Below are 18,127 nucleotides of genomic sequence, written 5' to 3' on the forward strand. Positions count from 1 at the left end.
TCTATTTTAGCCAAATACTTTTAGCAATTCTTCTTTATCCTGTGAAAGCCAGAAACGCATTAAACGTTTAGCGCCTTCCAGATCATGAAGCTTCGCTTGGCCGCACTGCTTTTCATTCGCAGCAGGTATTTCTGTAATCTCTACCGCTTCCTTCATTGTGTCTTCAAGCAGATCAACGATTTCCGCTGATGTCGGCTCTCCGCTCACAACTAGATAATAGCCTGTCTGGCAGCCCATTGGAGAAATATCAATGATATCAAAATGATCGTATTTCTCAGCGTGAGAACGAATCGTAAACGCGAGCAAATGCTCGAGTGTGTGGATGGTGTCAGGCTTCATCGCCTGTTTATTTGGCTGGCAAAAACGAATGTCAAATTTATTGACAACGCCGTCTGTTCCCACTTTATGCACGCCGCAATGTCTTACATATGGAGCAACAACCGCATTATGATCAAGCTCAAAACTTTCTACTGAAGGCATAATGGCACTCTCCCCTTTTTTAAAAATGTAATTTCATTATAACATACTTTTCCGATAAGAATTATTGATTAACTTTTCAATCTGTGTTTTTTTTCTTATACTTGCATCAGAAAGGTTGCTGAAGAAACATGAAAACCCTATTCATCGCTCTGATCAGAGGATATCAAAAATTCATCTCGCCCCTGACACCGCCAACGTGCCGCTTTTATCCGACCTGTTCCCAATATGGAATCGAAGCGATTAAAACACATGGCGCTTTAAAAGGCGGATGGCTGACAATCAAACGGATTTTGAAATGCCACCCGTTCCATCCGGGAGGAGTCGATCCCGTTCCTGAAAAGAAACAAAAACATTAATTGTTATAACCGTTTACGATAAGATCCAGTTTTCCGGTTTTAGGATCAATGACTAAGCCATGGACCGGAACGTTTTCAGGGAACAGCGGGTGATGTTTAATAACATCTACGCTGTCTTTCACACTCGCTTCCACTGAATCAAAGCTTTTAAACCATTGATCAAAGTCTACACCGGAGTACTTTATTGTTTCGATGCGTTCTTCCGGAATCCCTCTTGCTTTGATTTTTTCAAGCATGCTTTTGCTGCTGATTTTGCTCATGCCGCAATCGTGATGCCCGATCACACACACCTCATCTGCATTCAGCTCGTACACTGCGACGAGTATACTTCTCATGATGCTTCCGAATGGGTGTGTCACAAGCGCACCGGCACTTTTAATGATTTTCACATCACCGTTTCGCAAATTCATCGCATGCGGCAGCAGTTCAACCAGACGAGTATCCATGCAAGAAAGAATCGCCATTTTTTTATCTGGAAATTTTGATGTTTGATACTTTTCATACTCTCTTTGTTCAGTAAATGTCTTGTTAAATTCGAGAATATCATTTAGAAGACTCATGTTCGTTGTCCCTTTCTATTCTTTTTACTCTTCAATATATCACAACCCTTGTTTATTCGTCATAATAAAAAAAGACAAACCCTCAGGCCTGCCTTATTTCCCCATGTTATAGCGTTTTTTGAACTGCTCAACTCGTCCGCCTTTTTCATTGAATTTCTGGCGGCCTGTATAAAACGGATGCGTGTCAGAGCTTACCTCTACTTTAATGACAGGATATGTGTTTCCGTCTTCCCACTCTGCTGTTTCATTAGATGTTTTCGTAGAGGTGCTGAGAAAACGGTAGCCGCTGTTGACATCCTGAAATATCACTTTGTGGTTCTTCGGATGAATTCCTTCTCTCATGTGTATCTCCTTTCAATAAATCGTAATAATTACGTTTTATTTTATAACCTTACAAACATTTTGTCAATCTTCTTATATCCTTCCCTCTGTTTTCACATCGTAAACCTCATGGCATTTAAGAATAGGAAGAATAATCTAACCGAGGAAGCAAATAATAAACCCAAAATACATACAGAACGTCTTTTTGGAAAGGTGGTTTACGATTGTGGATGATTTAGTTTTGGCCAGAAGCCTTTTTGGCACGACGATGGGCTTTCATATCATTTTCGCAACACTTGGAGTCGGTCTGCCGCTCATGATTTTAGTGGCGGAATTGATCTATCAAAAAACGAAAGATGACCATTATGCGATCATGGCGAAAAGATGGACGAAAGCACAAGCCGTTTTGCTGGGGGTCGCCATACCGACCGGAACGATCGCGGGCACTCAGCTCGCGCTTTTATGGCCGGGATTTATGGAAGTCATCGGCCGGGTGATGTCCCTGCCATTTCAAATTGAAATCTATGCTTTTTTTGTTGAAGCCCTATTCATGTCGATTTATGTATACGCTGCAGACCGTTTGTCACCTGCAATGAGGATTGTTGCTGTTTTCTTTGTGTTATTCGGGGCAGCAGCATCCGCTGTTCTGATCACGAATGTTCACGCTTTTGAAGGTACGCCCGCCGGTTTTAAAATTTTAAACGGAAAAATTACAGATGTTGACCCGTGGGCTGCGTTTTTTAATCCTAGCTTTTTTATCACTGCCGGCCATGTCGTGCTGTCCGCGTTTATGACTGGTGCGTTTATCGTGGCTTCTGTTGCGGCGTATAAAATGATCCGAACGAGGAAAAAGGAAAAGGTCTATCGCTTTCACCGGAAAGCCCTTTTGCTCGCACTGACGATCGGCGGTATTTTTTCATTGCTGACCGCTTTGAACGGACACGAATCTGCACAGATGCTGTACGAATACCAGCCCGAAAAATTAGCCGGTGCGGAAGGCCTGTTTGAAACAAGATCCCACGCCCCGCTCGCTATCGGCGGTTTTACCGACCCGAATGAAGAAAAAGTAAAATGGGCAATCGAGATTCCATGGGCTTTAAGCTTTTTGGCAGCGAACCGTTTTGACACTGTTGTAAAAGGATTAAATGCATTTCCGAGAGATGAATGGCCGCCGCTTTTCATTCACACGCTGTTTAATGCGATGGTCGGTGTAGGCATGCTGCTTATTCTTTATTCTATTATTGGTGTGGTCTGGAGAAAGGTGCTCAAGAAAGACCGTTTCCCAACGTGGCTTTTGGTCATTTTCATGACAGCAGGCCCTTTTAGTCTCATCGGCATTGAATTCGGCTGGATTTTCGCATGTACGGGGAGGCAGCCTTGGGTCATCTATCATTTGCTGAAAACGTCAGATGTCGTAACAACCACTGGCTCGATCGGGGTGCTGTTCTTATTTTTCACATTTGTTTATGCCGTGTTAGGCGCAGCTGTCGTCTACGTGCTGCTGTATTATTTCCGCAAGCACCCGGTTGACGAAGATTTAAATACAGCGGAGTCGTAATGGCTCCGCAAACAGGAAACCAAATGGAAGGAAGATCGTACAAATGGAGATTTCAACTGACGCTCTGATCGCCATCTCAATTATCTGGGGCTTTGTGTTTATTTACGCCGTCATGGCGACAATGGATTTTGGAGCGGGATTTTGGTCTATGATCTATTTAAACAAGGAGCATATGAAGGCCACCGATATTGCGAATCGCTTTTTGTCCCCGACTTGGGAGGTCACAAACGTCTTTATTGTGGCCATCGTCGTGGCACTTTTCAGTTTTTTCCCCGGCGCGACATTTGTGCTCGGCACCGTTTTATTAATTCCCGGAAGCATGATTTTACTGCTTTTAGCGATTCGAAGCGGATTTCTCGTGTTTTCAAATACAGCAAAGGAGCGGAAAACGCTAAGATATATTTCCGGCATCTCCGGCTTTATCATTCCTGCTATTTTAATTTTGGTGCTTCCTGTGACACACGGAGGGTTTATAGAAAAAACGGATGGAATCTATAACTTAAATATGTCTAAAATCTTTTCAAGCCCCAACGCCTATTCATTTATCGGGTTTGCGATTTTAAGCACCTTATTTTTGTCCTCGCTGCTGCTTGCAGATGTTTCAAATGTGGCAGAGGAACAGGATGCGTACCGAGCCTACAGAAAAAGCGCCCTGATTACCGGCCCGATTTCACTGTTGTTTGCAGTATGCATTATGGTGACAATGCGGAATGAAGCAAACTGGCTGTACAGCGGAATGATGAATGATTTTACTTGGATTATTGCATCGTTCATTACATTTGTCATTGCTGGAATCGCCCTTTTTCTGCCTAATAAGAGCTTTGGGCAAAACATCGGAAAACCGCGGCTTGCACTTGTCGCGATTGGGATACAGTATTTTCTCGCAAGCTACGCGTACGGGCGGGCGCATCTTCCGTATATGATTTATCCCGATGTGACAGTCATGTCAGGCTTCACAGAGCCAGCAACGTTCAGAGCGCTGTTTGCAACGTATATCGTTGCATTTATCATTCTATTTCCGGGCTTCTTTTTCTTCTGGAAAATGTTTATGCGAGATAAACGCTATATCCGCCAGGAGGAATAGAGGGCAAGCCAGCCGGCTATACTAATCCAGAACCTTTATAAGGAGGGGATGGCATGGAGCAGAAAATTCTATGTGAGGTCAACAACTGTTCTTATTGGGGCAAAGGTAACAAATGCACCGCTGATGCCATTTATGTTGTCAGCCATACTGGTGAAACGGCTGAAAACAGCCGGGAAACAGACTGCAAAACGTTTAAGCCGCATGATTTATAATTAAAAGAAAGAGCTGCATCAGCCAGCTCTTTCTTTTTGCATGTTGAGTGTTCTCAGCTTTTTAGTTATGACCCCGTTTGCAGGTGAAAACAAAAAGGCGCTTGCATAACATACACCTGTCATGGCCGCCATCGCTCCTGAAATCGAAACATTAAGCCACGTTGCGAAGAAATAGCCCATGACCGCCGACAGCCCGCCAATCAACGCGCTGAGAATCAGCATATAAAGAAGCCGGTCTGTCAGCAAATGTGCCGCAGCAGGCGGAACAATCAGCATGGCCACAACCAATACAGCACCCACCGAATCAAAGGAAGCAACAGTCGTCAGGGACAGCATGCCCATTTGCACGTAATGAATGAGCAAAACCGGTATTCCCAAGGCTAAAGCCATTTGAGGATCAAACGAAGCGATTTTAAACTCCTTATAGCACACACTGATCAACACTACGTTTAAAACCAGAACAGATGCCAGCATCCAAAACGCTTTCGGCCCAATATCAACCCCGAATACCGTCACCATATTCCACGGCACAAAAGCGATTTCTCCCATTAACGAGTGCTCAATATCGAGATGGACATTCGCTCCATAGACAGAAAGCAAAATAACCCCGATTGCAAATAAAGATGTAAACACAACTCCTATGGCAGCATCTGATTGAACCCCCTTGCTATGAAGAAGCTGAACCAAGAAAGCCGTTAACAGACCGGTTGCGGCTGCGCCGATAAACATAGAAATCCCATCGAGACTTCCCGTCACTAGAAAAGCGCCGACAATGCCAAGCAACACTGTATGACTGATTGCGTCGGCCAGCATCGCCATGCTTCTCAGCACAAGAAATGTGCCGATCAATCCGCAGCTTACACCGACTAATACACCGGTAGCTATAATCCATGCTTCAAAACTCATTTGCGATCTGTCCCTTCTCGGCATCATGAGACGCTTTTCGACGCTCAGGCATCCGTCCATACAGCTTTAAGAGTGAATAAAGCCGCTCTCTCGTTTCTCTCGGTAAACGGTCCGGGTCAAAGTAGTCCTGATCGGATTCTATATTGGCAAGTTCCATTTCATGCATGAGATACACTTCATACATCCGCTGCTTCAAAGCTGTGTGATAGCCTTTTTCTATCCCTTTGCTTGTGATTTGCCAAATCCCATTTTCGATACGCTCAATGCACCTCTCTTGTTCCAAGTCATTTAATGCCTTAAGGCATAATGAAGGGGATAGGCGTCTTTTCTTTCTTACACTTTCAACAGTTACACAAAGATTATTCTTTTCATACTGTTCATAAATCGCCAAAAGCACTTGCTCCCTGCTTGTTCTGCGCCGCAGCCTCATCAGCCTTATGGCTTTAGCAGCCAATCCCCGCTTAGGCGCGCAAATCATTGAAACAAGAAAGAGCAGCGTTGCAGATAAGATCATTAATGGCCCTGTCGCCATTCCCTTCATCGTGGTGCTAAGCAGGGTTCCGGCCGCGCCGCTGACCCCGCCTGTAATCCCGGCAATGACGATCATCCCGGTTAACCGTTCGGTCCAATATCTCGCGGTTATGGCAGGTGTAATCAGCATAGCCGCCATTAATATCACACCAACAGTCTGAAGCCCAATGACGACAGCACAGACAATCAGACAAGCCAAAAGCCCGTTTAAAAAACGCACCGGGATTCCTAATCCCTTTGCAAACGCGAGATCAAAAGTAATCAATGTAAATTCCTTAAAGAAAACAATACATAGGAGCAGTAGAACAGCGGATATCCCTGCAATAAGGATGATATCCTGCCTGACCAATGAAGCAGCCTGGCCGAATAAAAAAGAATCAAGCCCGCTTTGGCTTCCCGCCCCCTGTTGCTGAATATATGTCAGCAGAATGATCCCGACGCCAAAAAACACAGAAAGAACAATCCCGATCGCCGAGTCCTCCTTTGTTTTTGAAAGCCGAGGAATCAGCTGAATACAAAACGTTCCGAGCAGTCCGGCGAGCGCTGCCCCCAGCAAAAAGAAAGGCAGTGATTTTTGCCCGGTGAACAGAAAAGCGAGACACACTCCCGGCAGAGCTGAATGGGCCATCGCATCGCCGATTAAACTTTGCTTTCTCAGCAGCACAAAGCTGCCCAAAACACCGCTTGCCGTCCCGAGCAAAAGCGTACCGGCCAGCACCCACTGTGTATTCAGATGCTGAAGCTGCAGCCACAAACTTTCAAACATTGCGCTCACTCCTTATGTCCTTCTGCCAGCACTTTATCTTTTAAAAACGTAAGCCTTCCTCCATATGTTTTTTGCAGGTTTTCGATCGTAAAAACGTTTTCCGCCGGTCCGAAAGCGATTTTCCTTAAATGAAGCAGTAAGATCCAATCGAAATAATCCTCGGCGGTCTGCAGATCATGATGGACGACAAGCACGGTTTTTCCTTTTTCTTTGAGCTCTGCCAACAGCGTCATAATCGCGCGCTCCGTCGCTGCATCAACACCTGCAAACGGTTCATCCATAAAATAAATGTCAGCGTTCTGGCAGAGTGCCCGGGCAAGAAACACCCGCTGCTGCTGTCCGCCTGACAGCTGGCTGATTTGCCTCTTCGCATAATCATGCATCCCGACTTTTGTTAATGCGGCCTTCGCCATCTCCACATCCGCTTTCTTTGGCCTCTTTAATAAACCGATTCTCCCGTATCTTCCCATTAGGACGACATCGAGCGGGCTTGTGGGGAAATCCCAGTCAACCGAGCCGCGCTGCGGAACATATCCGATTCTGGTCCGCTGATCCTTATAGTCTTTGCCGTAAATAGAGATGTCTCCGGAAGCTCTGGGCACAAGACCGAGAATCGTTTTGATCAAGGTTGATTTTCCCGCGCCGTTTGGGCCGATAATGCCAATAAGTTTTCCTTCAGGCACCTGCAGCGAAATGTCCTGCAGTACAGGCTTTTTATGATAAGCAACCGTCACATTATCAAGCTCAACAGGGAACATATCCTCCACCTCTTTTCTTTATTTAAGCGCTTTAGTAATCGTGTTGATATTGTGGCGGAACATTCCTTCGTATGTGCCTTCTTTTGTGCCCTTTTCACCCATGGCATCCGAATAAAGCTGACCGCCGATTGTGACTGTATGGCCTTTTTCTTTAGCGCCTTCCACCACTGCATTGATTGATTTTTCAGATACACTGCTTTCTACGAACACAGCTTTTATTTGTTTTTCTGTCAGAAGATCAACCAGCTCCTGAACATCCCTTAATCCATAGTCCGAATCTGTGCTGAGTCCCTGCAGGCCTTTTACCTTAAATCCATACTCATTCCCAAAGTACGCAAACGCATCATGAGCAGTCACAAGCACACGGCTTTTCTCCGGAATATGTGCGATCTCCTTACGCGACCACTTATCTAAATATTGCAAATCTTCTTTGTACTCTTTGGCATTTTTCCGAAAGGCATCTGCGTGCTGAGGCATTGCTTTGCTGAATTGCGCTTCAATTTCATCCACCGCATAGATCCATAACGGAATGCTGAACCAGACGTGGGGATCAAACGTCTTGCCTTCCCCCGCGGGAATAAGCTTATTTTTCGGAATGGCCTCAGCTACTGCCGCCGATTGTTTTTGTTCGCCGATTTTTTGGAGGACATCCTCCATTTTCCCTTCCAAATGCAACCCGCTGTACAGAACAACATCGGCAGACATTAATTTTTTCGTGTCACCTTGGGAAGCTTTGTAAAGGTGCGGATCAACCCCCGGTCCCATTAAAGAGGTGACTTTTACATGCTTACCTCCGATGTTTTCTGCTGCATCGGCAATTTGAGATGTTGTCGCTGTCACTTGTAATTGCTGATCAGCGCTTTTTCCGGCTGAATCCGTTCCGCATCCCGTTAAAGCAAAGGTCGCAAAAAGTACTGCTGCCATCAGCCCTTGTCTCATATTTCTCCTCCTCTTTGCCATCAATGTCCGATTGTTTTATCTTATGTTGTCAGTTCTTAGACATGTGACATTAAATTAGCCAAAAGCATGTTTTATTTACACAGGACAAAAAGTTTCCCTTATGCAAAATTATCGCGTTTGGCCATTTTTGTCAAGCTGATTTACATAAAAAAACCGGCTGGGTCAGCAGCCGGTCCAAACGAGAAGGGATGTATTCAACGAACACTTTTACTGTAACAGCACAGTGTCATTTATTCAAAATAGCAAAATGCTTTTTTCTTAACCATGCTGTGTGAAAACATCCATTTTGGTCACATATTTTCGCATAATATCTTGGTTTACCTCAACCCCTAAACCAGGCTGTTTTGACACAGAAATAAATCCATTATCAATACGAATATCAGGAGTTACAATATCTTCATCCCAATAGCGTGAGGATGAAGATATATCGCCAGGTATTGTGAATTGAGGCAGTGAAGCAAGCGCCACGTTCTGCGCTCTTGATATGCCTGTTTCCAGCATTCCTCCGCACCAAACCTGCATATGATGCTCTTTGCATAAATCATGAATTTTTAAGGCTTCTGTTAAGCCGCCGACACGAGAAGGTTTTATATTAATAATTTTGCAGCTTCCTAGCTCAATCGCCCGTCTCGCATCATCAACTGAACAAATGCTCTCATCAAGGCAAATGGCCGTTTTCAAATGTTTCTGCAAGTGGCGGTGGTCAACGATATCGTCAGCTTGGAGCGGCTGCTCAATCATCATTAAATGATAGTCATCAAGCTCCTTTAAACGGCTGATATCCTTCAGTTCGTAAGAGGAATTGGCATCGGCCATAAGCGGGATGTTTGGGAATCGGCTGCGGATGGCCTTGACCAATTCCACATCCTGCCCAGGCTGAATTTTAATTTTTATTCTTTGATAACCTTCTTTTTGATAGCTCTCAATTTCCTTCAGCATATCGTCAAGAGGCGCCAGGCCGACTACCACCCCGGCAGGGACTTTATCTCTTGTTCCGCCCAATGCCTCAGCAAGGGATACGCCCTTCTTTTTGGCATAAATATCCCATACAGCCGATTCAAGTCCCGCTTTTGCCATCCGGTTTCCTTTATACCGCGCCAGGCTGTCCGGCACTTCTGAAGGGTGATTGAATTCACGGCCGACGACATTTGGGATAAAAAAATCTTTTAGCATATGCAAACATGTTCCAATGGTTTCCTCGGTGTACCAAGGCGAAGAGAAAGCGGAAACTTCTCCCCAGCCTGTGACACCTGATGTATCAATGGCTTCCACGATCAGAAATTTACGCTCTTGAAGCGTTTCGATACTGTTTTTAAACGGTTTCTTTAAGTTCATGCTCAAATGGTAAAGCGTGATTTTTTCTATTTCGATCATAGCAGTTCTCCTTTACGCGCATCCTTCAGCTGATTTCGCAAGAGCTTATTAGACGCATTGCGCGGCAGGCGGTCAAGCACAAAGAATTTTGCCGGAATTTTATACTTCGCCAAGCGTTCTTTGCAGTAGTCAGTCAATTCTCCTGCGCTCACAGGCTTGTGAAGGACAAGATAGGCGTGAGGCACTTTCCCCCATTTTTTGTCCTCAGCCCCTGAAACCCCGGCTTCGGCCACAGCGGGGTGTGAAAGCAGTACTGACTCCACTTCGGCCGGATAAATGTTTTCTCCGCCGGATATGATCAGATCTGAACGTCTGTCTAATACATATAAAAAGCCTTCATTGTCCAAATAACCAAGATCACCTGTTTTCAGCCAGCCATTTTGAAAGGAGGCTTCGTTTGCGCTCTCCCGGTTAAAATAGCTTTTCATAACATTCGGGCCTTTGACCATGATTTCACCGTGTACAAACGGTTCACATGCCTGTCCGTCCCGCTCTATTTTGATTTCACATGAAAACAGCGGTTTCCCCGCAGATCCGAGCTTTTCCATACTGAATTCCGGCGACAGGGTAACAATTTGTGAGCATGTTTCTGTCATTCCATATGACTGAAAGACAGGGAATCCTTTCTCACGGCATTCCTCAAGCAATGGCAGAGGTGCAGGGCCGCCGCCGAGAAGAATGCATCTGATGGATTCAGGGCAGCGGCTTGTTTCTTCCAAAAGACTGGCCAGCATAGTCTGCACCGCAGATATCATTGTCACTTCATGCCTATTGATAGAATCCAGCACATCACTTACGGAAAAACGCTGGTGAAGCACGACAGTCATTCCATAGATCACAGATTTGAATAATGCGGACAAGCCGCTGATATGAAAGAGCGGCAATGCGATAAGCCAGCGGTCTTGTTCTGTTATACCCAAATTAAGCGCGGACGACACCGCACTGAAATAGTGGTTTCCGAACGTTTGCTGAACTCCCTTGGGCTTTCCTGTCGTACCCGACGTATACATCAGCGTTGCCGTTGCATCCATTTGCATATAAGCTTGGATCTCAATTTCCTGTGCTGCTTCTTTCATCAATTCATCCACATCAATCGTTTGAACGATGTGTTCATATTCTTTCTTCTCAAAGCTTGAATCTGTCAATAAAAAGCCGGATCCCGAATCCTCCAGCTGAAACAGCCTTTCATGTGTTGACAGCTTCGTATTCAAAAGCACCGCCTTAACACCAAGCAAAAAACAAGCGTGAACAGCGTATACCATTTCTGCACGGTTTTGGAGCAAAATAGCTGCAGTATCCCCTTTCCGAACCGAATGAGCGGCAAGCTGTTCCGCCATTCGTTTAGACGCGGCAAACAATTCTGCAAATGTCACGGTTTGGTCTTCATAGATGAGAGCGATTCTCTCAGGTGTCAGCTGTGCCCGCTGCATGAGCCAGTTGGGCTGTTCTGTCAGCATGTCATCATCTCCGAGGTAAAATGTCTGTATTGAAAAGAAAACAGCTTGGACCGCAAAGTCTCAAGCTGTTGGTTTACTAGGTATTGCTGATCACGGAAAACGAGGGAACTGTCCGAAATCAGGTTTGCGTTTTTCCTTAAAGGAATCACGGCCTTCTTTTGCTTCATCTGTTGTGTAGTAAAGAAGGGTAGCATCCCCTGCAAACTGCTGAATTCCAGCAAGTCCGTCTGTGTCCGCGTTAAACGCAGCTTTAAGAAAGCGCAGTGCGGTCGGGCTTTTTTCAAGCATTTCTTCACACCATTTAATCGTTTCTTCTTCAAGCTGTTCCAAAGGAACGACTGTGTTGACAAGACCCATGTCCAGTGCTTCCTGTGCGTTGTACTGACGGCATAGGTACCAGATTTCACGTGCTTTTTTATGTCCTACAATTCGAGCCAGGTAGCCAGAACCGTAACCTGCATCGAAGCTTCCCACTTTAGGGCCTGTTTGTCCGAAAATTGCGTTGTCCGCAGCAATTGTCAAGTCACATACGATGTGAAGCACATGGCCTCCGCCGATCGCATAGCCGGACACCATCGCAACAACCGGTTTCGGGATGACGCGGATTAAACGCTGAAGATCCAATACGTTAAGACGAGGGATCTGGTCGTCTCCTACATATCCACCGTGGCCGCGCACTTTTTGGTCTCCGCCAGAACAAAATGCTTTGTCCCCTGCACCGGCAAGCACGATAACCCCAACGTTTTGGTCGTCTCTTGCGTCAGCAAACGCATCAATCATTTCAGCAACCGTTTTAGGGGTAAACGCATTATGTACCTCAGGTCGGTTGATTGTTATTTTTGCAATGCCATTATACGTTTCATACAATATCTCATCGTATGTCCGTTTTGTTTTCCATTCAGCCATATGATGACCTCCTTTTATTCTCTATGTGAATGAGTCAGATGCTTGTCAAAAACTCACTCACTATTTTACCAAACAATCGCGGCTGTTCCACATGGACCGTATGTCCTGCTTTTGGAACAATCTCTATTCTACTAGAAGGAAGCATCTTATGCACCTCTTGATTGATGGCGCAAAATTTTTCGTCCCACTCCCCGCAGATCAGAAGCACAGGAACATCTATTTCCTCTACACGGCTCCACAAGGAAGGCTGTGAACCGGTGCCCATGCCGGTTAAACTGTTCGCAAGCCCAATCTTATTGTTCCGCAGACGGCCCGATCGTATCCTGTGCCGAATATCTTCAGCCAGCCTCTGCTGAGATGAAAACAAAGGGATATTCTCCCAATACGCAACAAACGCTTCGAGCCCGTCTCGTAAAATAAAATCAGCAAGCTTCCGGTCCCGCATGATTCGTTCCCGCCGTTCCCCAAGTGTTTTGAGCCCCGGTGTCGTGCTTTCAAGCACAAGTGCCAATACCCGCTCGGGATATGTCATCGCAAAAGAGTAAGCAAGCCTTCCTCCCATAGAATACCCAATCAATTTCACTTTGTGAAGTTTTAATTGATCAAAAATCTCGGCAAGGTCAGAAACTTGCCGGCTTGTGCTGTATCTTTTCCCATTCAGCGGGGCATCGGTTTCCCCATGCCCTAAACAATCAATTTTGATCAAACGGGAATGAGGCAGCATCTCATCAAGAAAAGTCCATGATTGTTTGCTGCCGGTAAACCCGTGCAGACAGACGACGACTTCGGGAGCAATCGGGCCCTCGTCTGCCACTGCATATCGGACACCATCTGATACCGTTATGTTTACAGTTCCCATTGTTTTTTCACTTCCCGCACAGCCTCATTCAGCATATCGCGATGAAGCTGGACTCTTGATTGGCGATCCGTTTTGATTTCAATCAAATGGAGTCCGGGCTTGTCTGCCTGCGGCGCGTAAGCTGTTTTGAATTCATCCCAAGAAGCCGGGCATGAATACGTTCCGCCGTAAAGTGCAGCCGCATGCTTGAAATCGAGCCCTGTCGGTGTGCCGAACAAATCTTCAAAGTGTGTCTTCTCAGAAGCCTGCGGCAAAAAGGAGAAAATCCCTCCTCCGTCATTATTGACAAGAATCACAGTAAGAGGAATACCCAGCTTTTTGGCCGCCAGCAGGCCGTTTAAATCGTGATAAAAAGATAAATCTCCAATCACAAGGGTAACAGGCGCTTTTGTTCCTTCACATACCCCCATGGCAGAGGAGACGACACCGTCTATCCCGTTTGCTCCCCGGTTTGAATAAATCCGGAAAGGGCGGTCCTGCTTTTCGAAAAACGTATCAACATCCCTGATCGGCATGCTGTTTCCCACAAACAGCGAGCTGTTTTCAGGCACAAGATGCTGAAGGATTCGATAGAGATTGCCTTCAAACGAAACATCTTCACTGCTGATTGTTTGCAGATGCTCGCGGAACCGCCCATTGACAAACTGCCACTTTTCCAGCCACTCTGAGGATCTGGCAGCAGCAGTAAGGCCTCCCATGATCTCCTCAGCAAAAACAGACGCATTACAATGAATCATATGCGCGCTTGCCTGTGTCGGGTCTCTCCACCCTCCATCCTCGTCAATCACGATTTGCTGAATCGCCGGATCATCCTTAAGCCATAAGAAAACCGGTTTTGAAACAGGCATCGGTCCAAACCGAATGACAACATCAGGACGAAGTTTCCGCTTCAGCTCATCATCTTTTAAAAACGAATCATACGCATCAATAACAGTGCTTTTATCATGAACACCATTCCGCAGATTAGACAGCGGATCCGCTAAAATTGGATACTGAAGCGCTTTTGACAGCGCAATAATGTTTTCCTTATCCACATCACTATGGAGCTCTCCGCAGACGATCATTCCTTTTTCAGCCTCTGCGAGCATCTCAGCCACATCAGACAGGGACTCTCGGTCAACAGACTGCGTACCCGTTTTCACAGACACATGACGGCCTGTTCTCATTCTTCCAAACGGCTCATCTGAAAGATCCGGCATCAGCGGTTCGCGCAGCGGCACATTCACATGGACAGGCCCCATCGGGCGCTTTTGTGCTTCTCCGGCAGCGCGGCTTGCCAGCGTTCGGATGTATCTCAGCATTTGCGGAGACTCTTCAGGAAGAGCAGAGTCTGTGAAAAACTTAACAAAGTTACCGAATAAGAAGTGCTGATTAATAGCCTGCGGTGCGCCTACTTCGCGCAGCTCATGAGGCCGATCAGCAGTTAACACAATAATAGGCACCCTTGAATAATGGGCTTCAACCACAGCTGGATAAAAGTTGGCCGCGGCTGTTCCAGATGTACAGATCAATAGTACGGGACGCTGCTTCGCTTTTGCCAAACCTAAGGCAAAAAATCCGGCAGACCTTTCATCAATTTGGACATGGACGCTGATATCGGGATGCGCAGCACAAAGAACAGCCAGCGGTGTAGATCTTGAGCCCGGACAAACGACGGCGTCCGTAATTCCGGAAAGGGCGAATTCATCAATAAAACTTCCGATGTAATGAGTAATCGGGTTGACTGTCAACGCCTCTCACCTCCTAATGCAGAGATCATCGGCTTCAATTTAATCTGTGTTTCTTCATATTCCGAGATTGGTTCCGAGTCTTCCACAATACCGCACCCGGCAAACAGCCTTGCTGTGCTTCCTTCGATGAGCCCTGAACGAATGGCGACCGCGAATTCCCCGTTATCCTGGCTGTCAATCCAGCCGATAGGGGCCGCATACCAGCCGCGAGACATCGGTTCAATCTCCCTGATCACGTCAACAGCTTTTTCCTGAGGTGCTCCCCCAAGCGCCGGAGTGGGATGCAGCTTCTCAATTAAGTCAAAAATCGATGCAGACTCGCGCAGCTGTCCGACAATCGGCGTAAACAGGTGCTGAACGCTTTTTGTTTTGTACAAAACAGGTCCATCAGGCTTTTCAACCTCTGAACAGCTTGATACAAAAGCATTATGAATCATACCTACCACAATATCATGCTCAAGCAGGTTTTTCTCATCGTTTAATAATTCAAGGCCTATCCGGCGGTCGTCTTCTTCATTCACGCCTCGTTTAATGGAGCCTGCCAGACAGGAAGACATGACAGTGCCGCCGTCTCTTTTGATCAGTCTTTCCGGAGACGCGCCGACAAAGGTTTTGCCTTCTTGTTCAATTGCAAAAACATAGCTTGTCTGCTGATCGTCCAGAAGCGTTTTAAGCACCGGTTCAATTTGGATTGGACCGTCAAACGTGAGCAGCAGCTCTCGGGCAAGAACAACCTTATCATATTGTTTCTCTTTAATTTGGCTTGTGGCCGTTTCGATTGCTTTCAGCCAATCATCCTTATCCAGCTCTTCGGCTGCTGCAATCACAGCCTGATCTTCTTGCTTGAAATCGGGAACCATAAATTCCGCCGCAAAAGCTTTTAAGCTTTCTAAAACAGCTTCTGCGTCTTCTCCTCCGCTTACCCATCTGTTAACTGTTAAGAACGGGCCTTCAGCCGTCATCGTCAGCATAAGCGCAGGCACAAAGAAATCCCCTTCCGAGAAATGGTCCCATTGTGAACCTCTTTCTTCGCAAGGGTCAAAAGAAAATCCTCCGAATAACACAGGTCCCACTGCAGAATGCTGCAGCTTTTCTTCTTCATAAATATGAAAAGCCGTCTTTTTAAAGCGCTCCCATTGTTCAAAAACCTCACGATACCGCTCGCTGTTTTTTTGATTTGTCTGGAAAACCGCTTCTTTGCCAAGACCGACTATTGTCAATTCACTTTCAGGATCTGACCAAAAAAATCGATTGCCTGTATATTTTTTTGCTCCGTAATTGAAAAATGATAGAGGGTCAAGAGACTCGATTTGTCTCGAATAGCTTATTAAGACAGCATGGTTGACTTCTTTGGCTTTATGTAATGCATGTAGAACTTCCTTTCGGAACGTACGCTGCACCGTTGTCACCATGAGACATTCCTCCATAATCCTTAAAATGCTTTTAATACCATACACCTGTGTCTCCTTTGTGTCAAACACAGATCATGCAGTCCAAATGGCCTGCCTTACCTATTATAAACCTAATTTCAGAAATGAAAAAGAAACAAAGCTTAAATTTCTTTCTCCACTGATAGCAAAGGTTGTATCCGCTTACCATAAAAGGAAAACCTCCTATATTCCTCCACCCGCCATTTATGAAAGTTCTCAGGCGATCTGTTCATACTAAAGGTATGCATCACAGAGAAACGAGGCGATCACATTGCTTACGAAAGAACAGCTTCAGCATTTAAAAAATGAACTGGAACAAACGAAAAAAGATATCTTAAACCGTTTCAAAGACAATGATCATTTTCAGCTTAACTCAGCCTTTCCTTATGATTCGTGGGGTGAGCTTTCGGCATACGACAACCATCCCGGCGATCAGGCGACAGAACTTTACGAGCGTGAGAAAGACATCGCTCTAGACTTGCATGAGAGAGAGCACCTTCGGGACATTGAGCATTCATTGAAGGCGATAGAAAACGGTACGTATGGCATTTGTGAAGTCAGCGGAAAGGAAATCCCTTTCGAACGACTTGAAGCGCTTCCGACTGCCACAACCCTCGCGGAGTATTCGTCACAGGACGTGGTTTCCAGAGACCGTCCGATTGAAGAAGAAACACCATTCGGGCAATTTGAATTTGATGATGATGAAGAAATCAGAGCGCCATATGACAGTGAGGATTCCTATCAGGATGTCGAAAAATATGGTAACTCACAAACGCCGCAGGATATGGAAAACCCTCCGCTCAGCTATGATGATATGACGATGAATGCCGAAGAGAATATCGGCAATACGGAGTCTTACGAAAATTTCATCGCTACAGATATCACTGGAAAAGAAATTACCGTTTATCAAAGCAGAGCCCATGAGCGCTATGAAGAAGAACTTGACGAAGAGGGAATCATGACCACATTCGGCGATCTCCACGCTGATTGAACCCCCAATTATTGGGGGTTCTTTTCCGTTTTCAGCATATCGTAAATCAGCTTCAGATAATCCTTTTGCAGGCCGATGTCATACCGCTCGCCCTCTAGCAATTTCCCGTATACGGTACATGCCCCGAGCGAAGCTTTTATCGCATCCGTTACCTGCACTTCTCCTCCGCTGTCAGCTTCTAATGCCTCCAGCTCATTAAAAATATCCGGTGTGAAAATATAACGCCCTGCTGCGGCAAAATGAGACGGAGGGTTTTGTTTAGGCTTTTCCACAATATCCTGTATGCGATAAAGCCCTTTTTCAACAGGCTCCCCTTTTATCACCCCGTAATGATGTAAATCCTCCGTTTTTGTTTCTTTTAAGCCGATCACACTGGACTGATATTTCGTATATGCTTCAATCAGCTGCCCCAAAGCCGGCTGATTGGCGGAAAAAATCAGATCATCTGGCAAAACGACGGCAAAAGGCTCTCCGCCTGCAAATTGCTTTCCGAAAGAAATGGCGTCGCCAAGACCCTTTGCATAAGGCTGCCGCACATAGTGAATCCGTATATCCGGAATGGGATGCTCTCTAAGTAAATGCAGTTTATTCTTAGAGGCCAAAAAAGCCTCAAGTGCCAAAGAGGAATCAAAATAGTCGACAATCAGATTTTTATGGCTCGATACAACCATCAAAATGTCCTCAATGCCTGACTCCTTTAATTCTTCAACAAGATAATGAATCACAGGCTTAGATCCTACTGGAAACATTTCTTTCGGAATCACCTTCGTCACCGGCAGATTTCTCGTGCCGAATCCGCCTGCAGGAATGATCGCTTTTTTTATCATGGTATTTTCCCCTCAGCTCATGTTTATTACATGATATTCCAAGAGCGCATCCCGATGTTTG

General features: G+C 45.8%; 19 protein-coding genes. 5 read left to right on the forward strand and 14 right to left on the reverse strand.

Annotated features, from left to right (window positions below):
- Positions 1 to 6: 6 nt before the first annotated feature.
- Positions 7 to 480 carry an S-ribosylhomocysteine lyase gene (locus tag MKX38_RS15465; RefSeq protein WP_003219361.1) on the reverse strand — a complete coding sequence of 158 codons (474 nt, stop codon included), beginning with the start codon at positions 478 to 480 and terminating at the stop codon, positions 7 to 9.
- A gap of 128 nt (positions 481 to 608) precedes the next feature.
- Between MKX38_RS15465 and yidD the strand changes: the two genes are divergently transcribed.
- Positions 609 to 836, forward strand: a complete 228-nt coding sequence (yidD, locus tag MKX38_RS15470; RefSeq protein ID WP_003229076.1) for a membrane protein insertion efficiency factor YidD — start codon at positions 609 to 611, stop codon at positions 834 to 836.
- On the opposite strand, the gene MKX38_RS15475 is transcribed toward yidD, so the two are convergent.
- Positions 833 to 1,396 (reverse strand): carbonic anhydrase, encoded by a 564-nt coding sequence (locus MKX38_RS15475; protein WP_003229074.1) that lies wholly within the window; start codon positions 1,394 to 1,396, stop codon positions 833 to 835. The two genes, yidD and MKX38_RS15475, sit on opposite strands and share 4 nt — an antisense overlap.
- A gap of 93 nt (positions 1,397 to 1,489) precedes the next feature.
- On the reverse strand, positions 1,490 to 1,738 hold the full coding sequence (locus MKX38_RS15480; RefSeq protein ID WP_014665094.1) for a type B 50S ribosomal protein L31: 249 nt from the start codon (positions 1,736 to 1,738) through the stop codon (positions 1,490 to 1,492).
- Positions 1,739 to 1,943: 205 nt separating this feature from the next.
- On the opposite strand from MKX38_RS15480, the gene MKX38_RS15485 reads away from it, so the two are divergent.
- The 3 genes from MKX38_RS15485 to MKX38_RS15495 are packed head-to-tail and all read left to right on the forward strand — an operon-like array spanning position 1,944 to position 4,571.
- Positions 1,944 to 3,275: a cytochrome ubiquinol oxidase subunit I gene (locus tag MKX38_RS15485; RefSeq protein WP_339187645.1), complete on the forward strand. Its 1,332-nt coding sequence runs from the start codon at positions 1,944 to 1,946 to the stop codon at positions 3,273 to 3,275.
- Between the two features lie 43 nt (positions 3,276 to 3,318).
- Positions 3,319 to 4,359 (forward strand): cytochrome d ubiquinol oxidase subunit II, encoded by a 1,041-nt coding sequence (locus MKX38_RS15490; RefSeq protein ID WP_014480631.1) that lies wholly within the window; start codon positions 3,319 to 3,321, stop codon positions 4,357 to 4,359.
- A gap of 53 nt (positions 4,360 to 4,412) precedes the next feature.
- Entirely contained in the window at positions 4,413 to 4,571 is a 159-nt protein-coding gene (locus MKX38_RS15495) for a DUF1540 domain-containing protein (RefSeq protein WP_003229069.1), read from the forward strand.
- Between the two features lie 18 nt (positions 4,572 to 4,589).
- On the opposite strand, the gene mntD is transcribed toward MKX38_RS15495, so the two are convergent.
- From mntD to MKX38_RS15545, 10 genes are all read right to left on the reverse strand, one after another.
- Complete coding sequence (gene mntD, locus MKX38_RS15500) at positions 4,590 to 5,477, reverse strand: manganese ABC transporter permease MntD (protein ID WP_038429500.1); 888 nt, start codon at positions 5,475 to 5,477, stop codon at positions 4,590 to 4,592.
- Positions 5,467 to 6,774 (reverse strand): manganese ABC transporter permease MntC, encoded by a 1,308-nt coding sequence (mntC, locus tag MKX38_RS15505; RefSeq protein ID WP_339187649.1) that lies wholly within the window; start codon positions 6,772 to 6,774, stop codon positions 5,467 to 5,469. Before mntC ends, mntD begins: the two co-directional genes overlap by 11 nt.
- Before the next feature lie 5 nt (positions 6,775 to 6,779).
- Positions 6,780 to 7,532 carry a manganese ABC transporter ATP-binding protein MntB gene (mntB, locus tag MKX38_RS15510; RefSeq protein WP_017695441.1) on the reverse strand — a complete coding sequence of 251 codons (753 nt, stop codon included), beginning with the start codon at positions 7,530 to 7,532 and terminating at the stop codon, positions 6,780 to 6,782.
- A gap of 18 nt (positions 7,533 to 7,550) precedes the next feature.
- Positions 7,551 to 8,471 (reverse strand): manganese ABC transporter substrate-binding protein/adhesin MntA, encoded by a 921-nt coding sequence (gene mntA, locus MKX38_RS15515; protein WP_003229060.1) that lies wholly within the window; start codon positions 8,469 to 8,471, stop codon positions 7,551 to 7,553.
- Between the two features lie 279 nt (positions 8,472 to 8,750).
- Positions 8,751 to 9,866 carry an o-succinylbenzoate synthase gene (gene menC / locus MKX38_RS15520; protein ID WP_003229057.1) on the reverse strand — a complete coding sequence of 372 codons (1,116 nt, stop codon included), beginning with the start codon at positions 9,864 to 9,866 and terminating at the stop codon, positions 8,751 to 8,753.
- Positions 9,863 to 11,323 (reverse strand): o-succinylbenzoate--CoA ligase, encoded by a 1,461-nt coding sequence (locus tag MKX38_RS15525; protein ID WP_339187652.1) that lies wholly within the window; start codon positions 11,321 to 11,323, stop codon positions 9,863 to 9,865. The genes menC and MKX38_RS15525 overlap by 4 nt, the downstream gene beginning before the upstream one ends.
- 90 nt (positions 11,324 to 11,413) lie before the next feature.
- Entirely contained in the window at positions 11,414 to 12,229 is an 816-nt protein-coding gene (gene menB, locus MKX38_RS15530; RefSeq protein WP_003229054.1) for a 1,4-dihydroxy-2-naphthoyl-CoA synthase, read from the reverse strand.
- 34 nt (positions 12,230 to 12,263) lie between these two features.
- Entirely contained in the window at positions 12,264 to 13,088 is an 825-nt protein-coding gene (menH, locus tag MKX38_RS15535) for a 2-succinyl-6-hydroxy-2,4-cyclohexadiene-1-carboxylate synthase (protein ID WP_339187654.1), read from the reverse strand.
- Positions 13,076 to 14,818 (reverse strand): 2-succinyl-5-enolpyruvyl-6-hydroxy-3-cyclohexene-1-carboxylic-acid synthase, encoded by a 1,743-nt coding sequence (menD, locus tag MKX38_RS15540; protein ID WP_339187657.1) that lies wholly within the window; start codon positions 14,816 to 14,818, stop codon positions 13,076 to 13,078. The genes menH and menD overlap by 13 nt, the downstream gene beginning before the upstream one ends.
- Entirely contained in the window at positions 14,815 to 16,230 is a 1,416-nt protein-coding gene (locus tag MKX38_RS15545) for an isochorismate synthase MenF (protein ID WP_116316183.1), read from the reverse strand. The genes menD and MKX38_RS15545 overlap by 4 nt, the downstream gene beginning before the upstream one ends.
- A gap of 289 nt (positions 16,231 to 16,519) precedes the next feature.
- Between MKX38_RS15545 and MKX38_RS15550 the strand changes: the two genes are divergently transcribed.
- Positions 16,520 to 17,239, forward strand: coding sequence for a yteA family sporulation protein (locus MKX38_RS15550; RefSeq protein WP_033884539.1), 720 nt, complete (start codon positions 16,520 to 16,522; stop codon positions 17,237 to 17,239).
- A gap of 8 nt (positions 17,240 to 17,247) precedes the next feature.
- Here the strand turns inward: MKX38_RS15550 and MKX38_RS15555 are convergent, their stop codons facing one another.
- Entirely contained in the window at positions 17,248 to 18,066 is an 819-nt protein-coding gene (locus MKX38_RS15555) for a UTP--glucose-1-phosphate uridylyltransferase (RefSeq protein WP_003229044.1), read from the reverse strand.
- Positions 18,067 to 18,127 lie beyond the last annotated feature (61 nt).

This window comes from Bacillus sp. FSL M8-0025, assembly GCF_037975475.1.
In the GTDB taxonomy this organism is placed as follows: Bacteria; Bacillota; Bacilli; order Bacillales; family Bacillaceae; genus Bacillus; species Bacillus subtilis.

Excerpts from the sequence above, each read along its gene's own strand:
- MKX38_RS15465 (WP_003219361.1), bottom strand. The coding sequence starts at position 480 with ATGCCTTCAGTAGAAAGTTTTGAGCTTGATCATAATGCGGTTGTTGCT.
- yidD (WP_003229076.1), top strand. The coding sequence starts at position 609 with ATGAAAACCCTATTCATCGCTCTGATCAGAGGATATCAAAAATTCATC.
- MKX38_RS15475 (WP_003229074.1), bottom strand. The coding sequence starts at position 1,396 with ATGAGTCTTCTAAATGATATTCTCGAATTTAACAAGACATTTACTGAA.
- MKX38_RS15480 (WP_014665094.1), bottom strand. The coding sequence starts at position 1,738 with ATGAGAGAAGGAATTCATCCGAAGAACCACAAAGTGATATTTCAGGAT.
- MKX38_RS15490 (WP_014480631.1), top strand. The coding sequence starts at position 3,319 with ATGGAGATTTCAACTGACGCTCTGATCGCCATCTCAATTATCTGGGGC.
- MKX38_RS15495 (WP_003229069.1), top strand. The coding sequence starts at position 4,413 with ATGGAGCAGAAAATTCTATGTGAGGTCAACAACTGTTCTTATTGGGGC.
- mntD (WP_038429500.1), bottom strand. The coding sequence starts at position 5,477 with ATGAGTTTTGAAGCATGGATTATAGCTACCGGTGTATTAGTCGGTGTA.
- mntC (WP_339187649.1), bottom strand. The coding sequence starts at position 6,774 with ATGTTTGAAAGTTTGTGGCTGCAGCTTCAGCATCTGAATACACAGTGG.
- mntB (WP_017695441.1), bottom strand. The coding sequence starts at position 7,532 with ATGTTCCCTGTTGAGCTTGATAATGTGACGGTTGCTTATCATAAAAAG.
- mntA (WP_003229060.1), bottom strand. The coding sequence starts at position 8,471 with ATGAGACAAGGGCTGATGGCAGCAGTACTTTTTGCGACCTTTGCTTTA.
- menC (WP_003229057.1), bottom strand. The coding sequence starts at position 9,866 with ATGATCGAAATAGAAAAAATCACGCTTTACCATTTGAGCATGAACTTA.
- MKX38_RS15525 (WP_339187652.1), bottom strand. The coding sequence starts at position 11,323 with ATGCTGACAGAACAGCCCAACTGGCTCATGCAGCGGGCACAGCTGACA.
- menB (WP_003229054.1), bottom strand. The coding sequence starts at position 12,229 with ATGGCTGAATGGAAAACAAAACGGACATACGATGAGATATTGTATGAA.
- menH (WP_339187654.1), bottom strand. The coding sequence starts at position 13,088 with ATGGGAACTGTAAACATAACGGTATCAGATGGTGTCCGATATGCAGTG.
- MKX38_RS15545 (WP_116316183.1), bottom strand. The coding sequence starts at position 16,230 with ATGGTGACAACGGTGCAGCGTACGTTCCGAAAGGAAGTTCTACATGCA.
- MKX38_RS15555 (WP_003229044.1), bottom strand. The coding sequence starts at position 18,066 with ATGATAAAAAAAGCGATCATTCCTGCAGGCGGATTCGGCACGAGAAAT.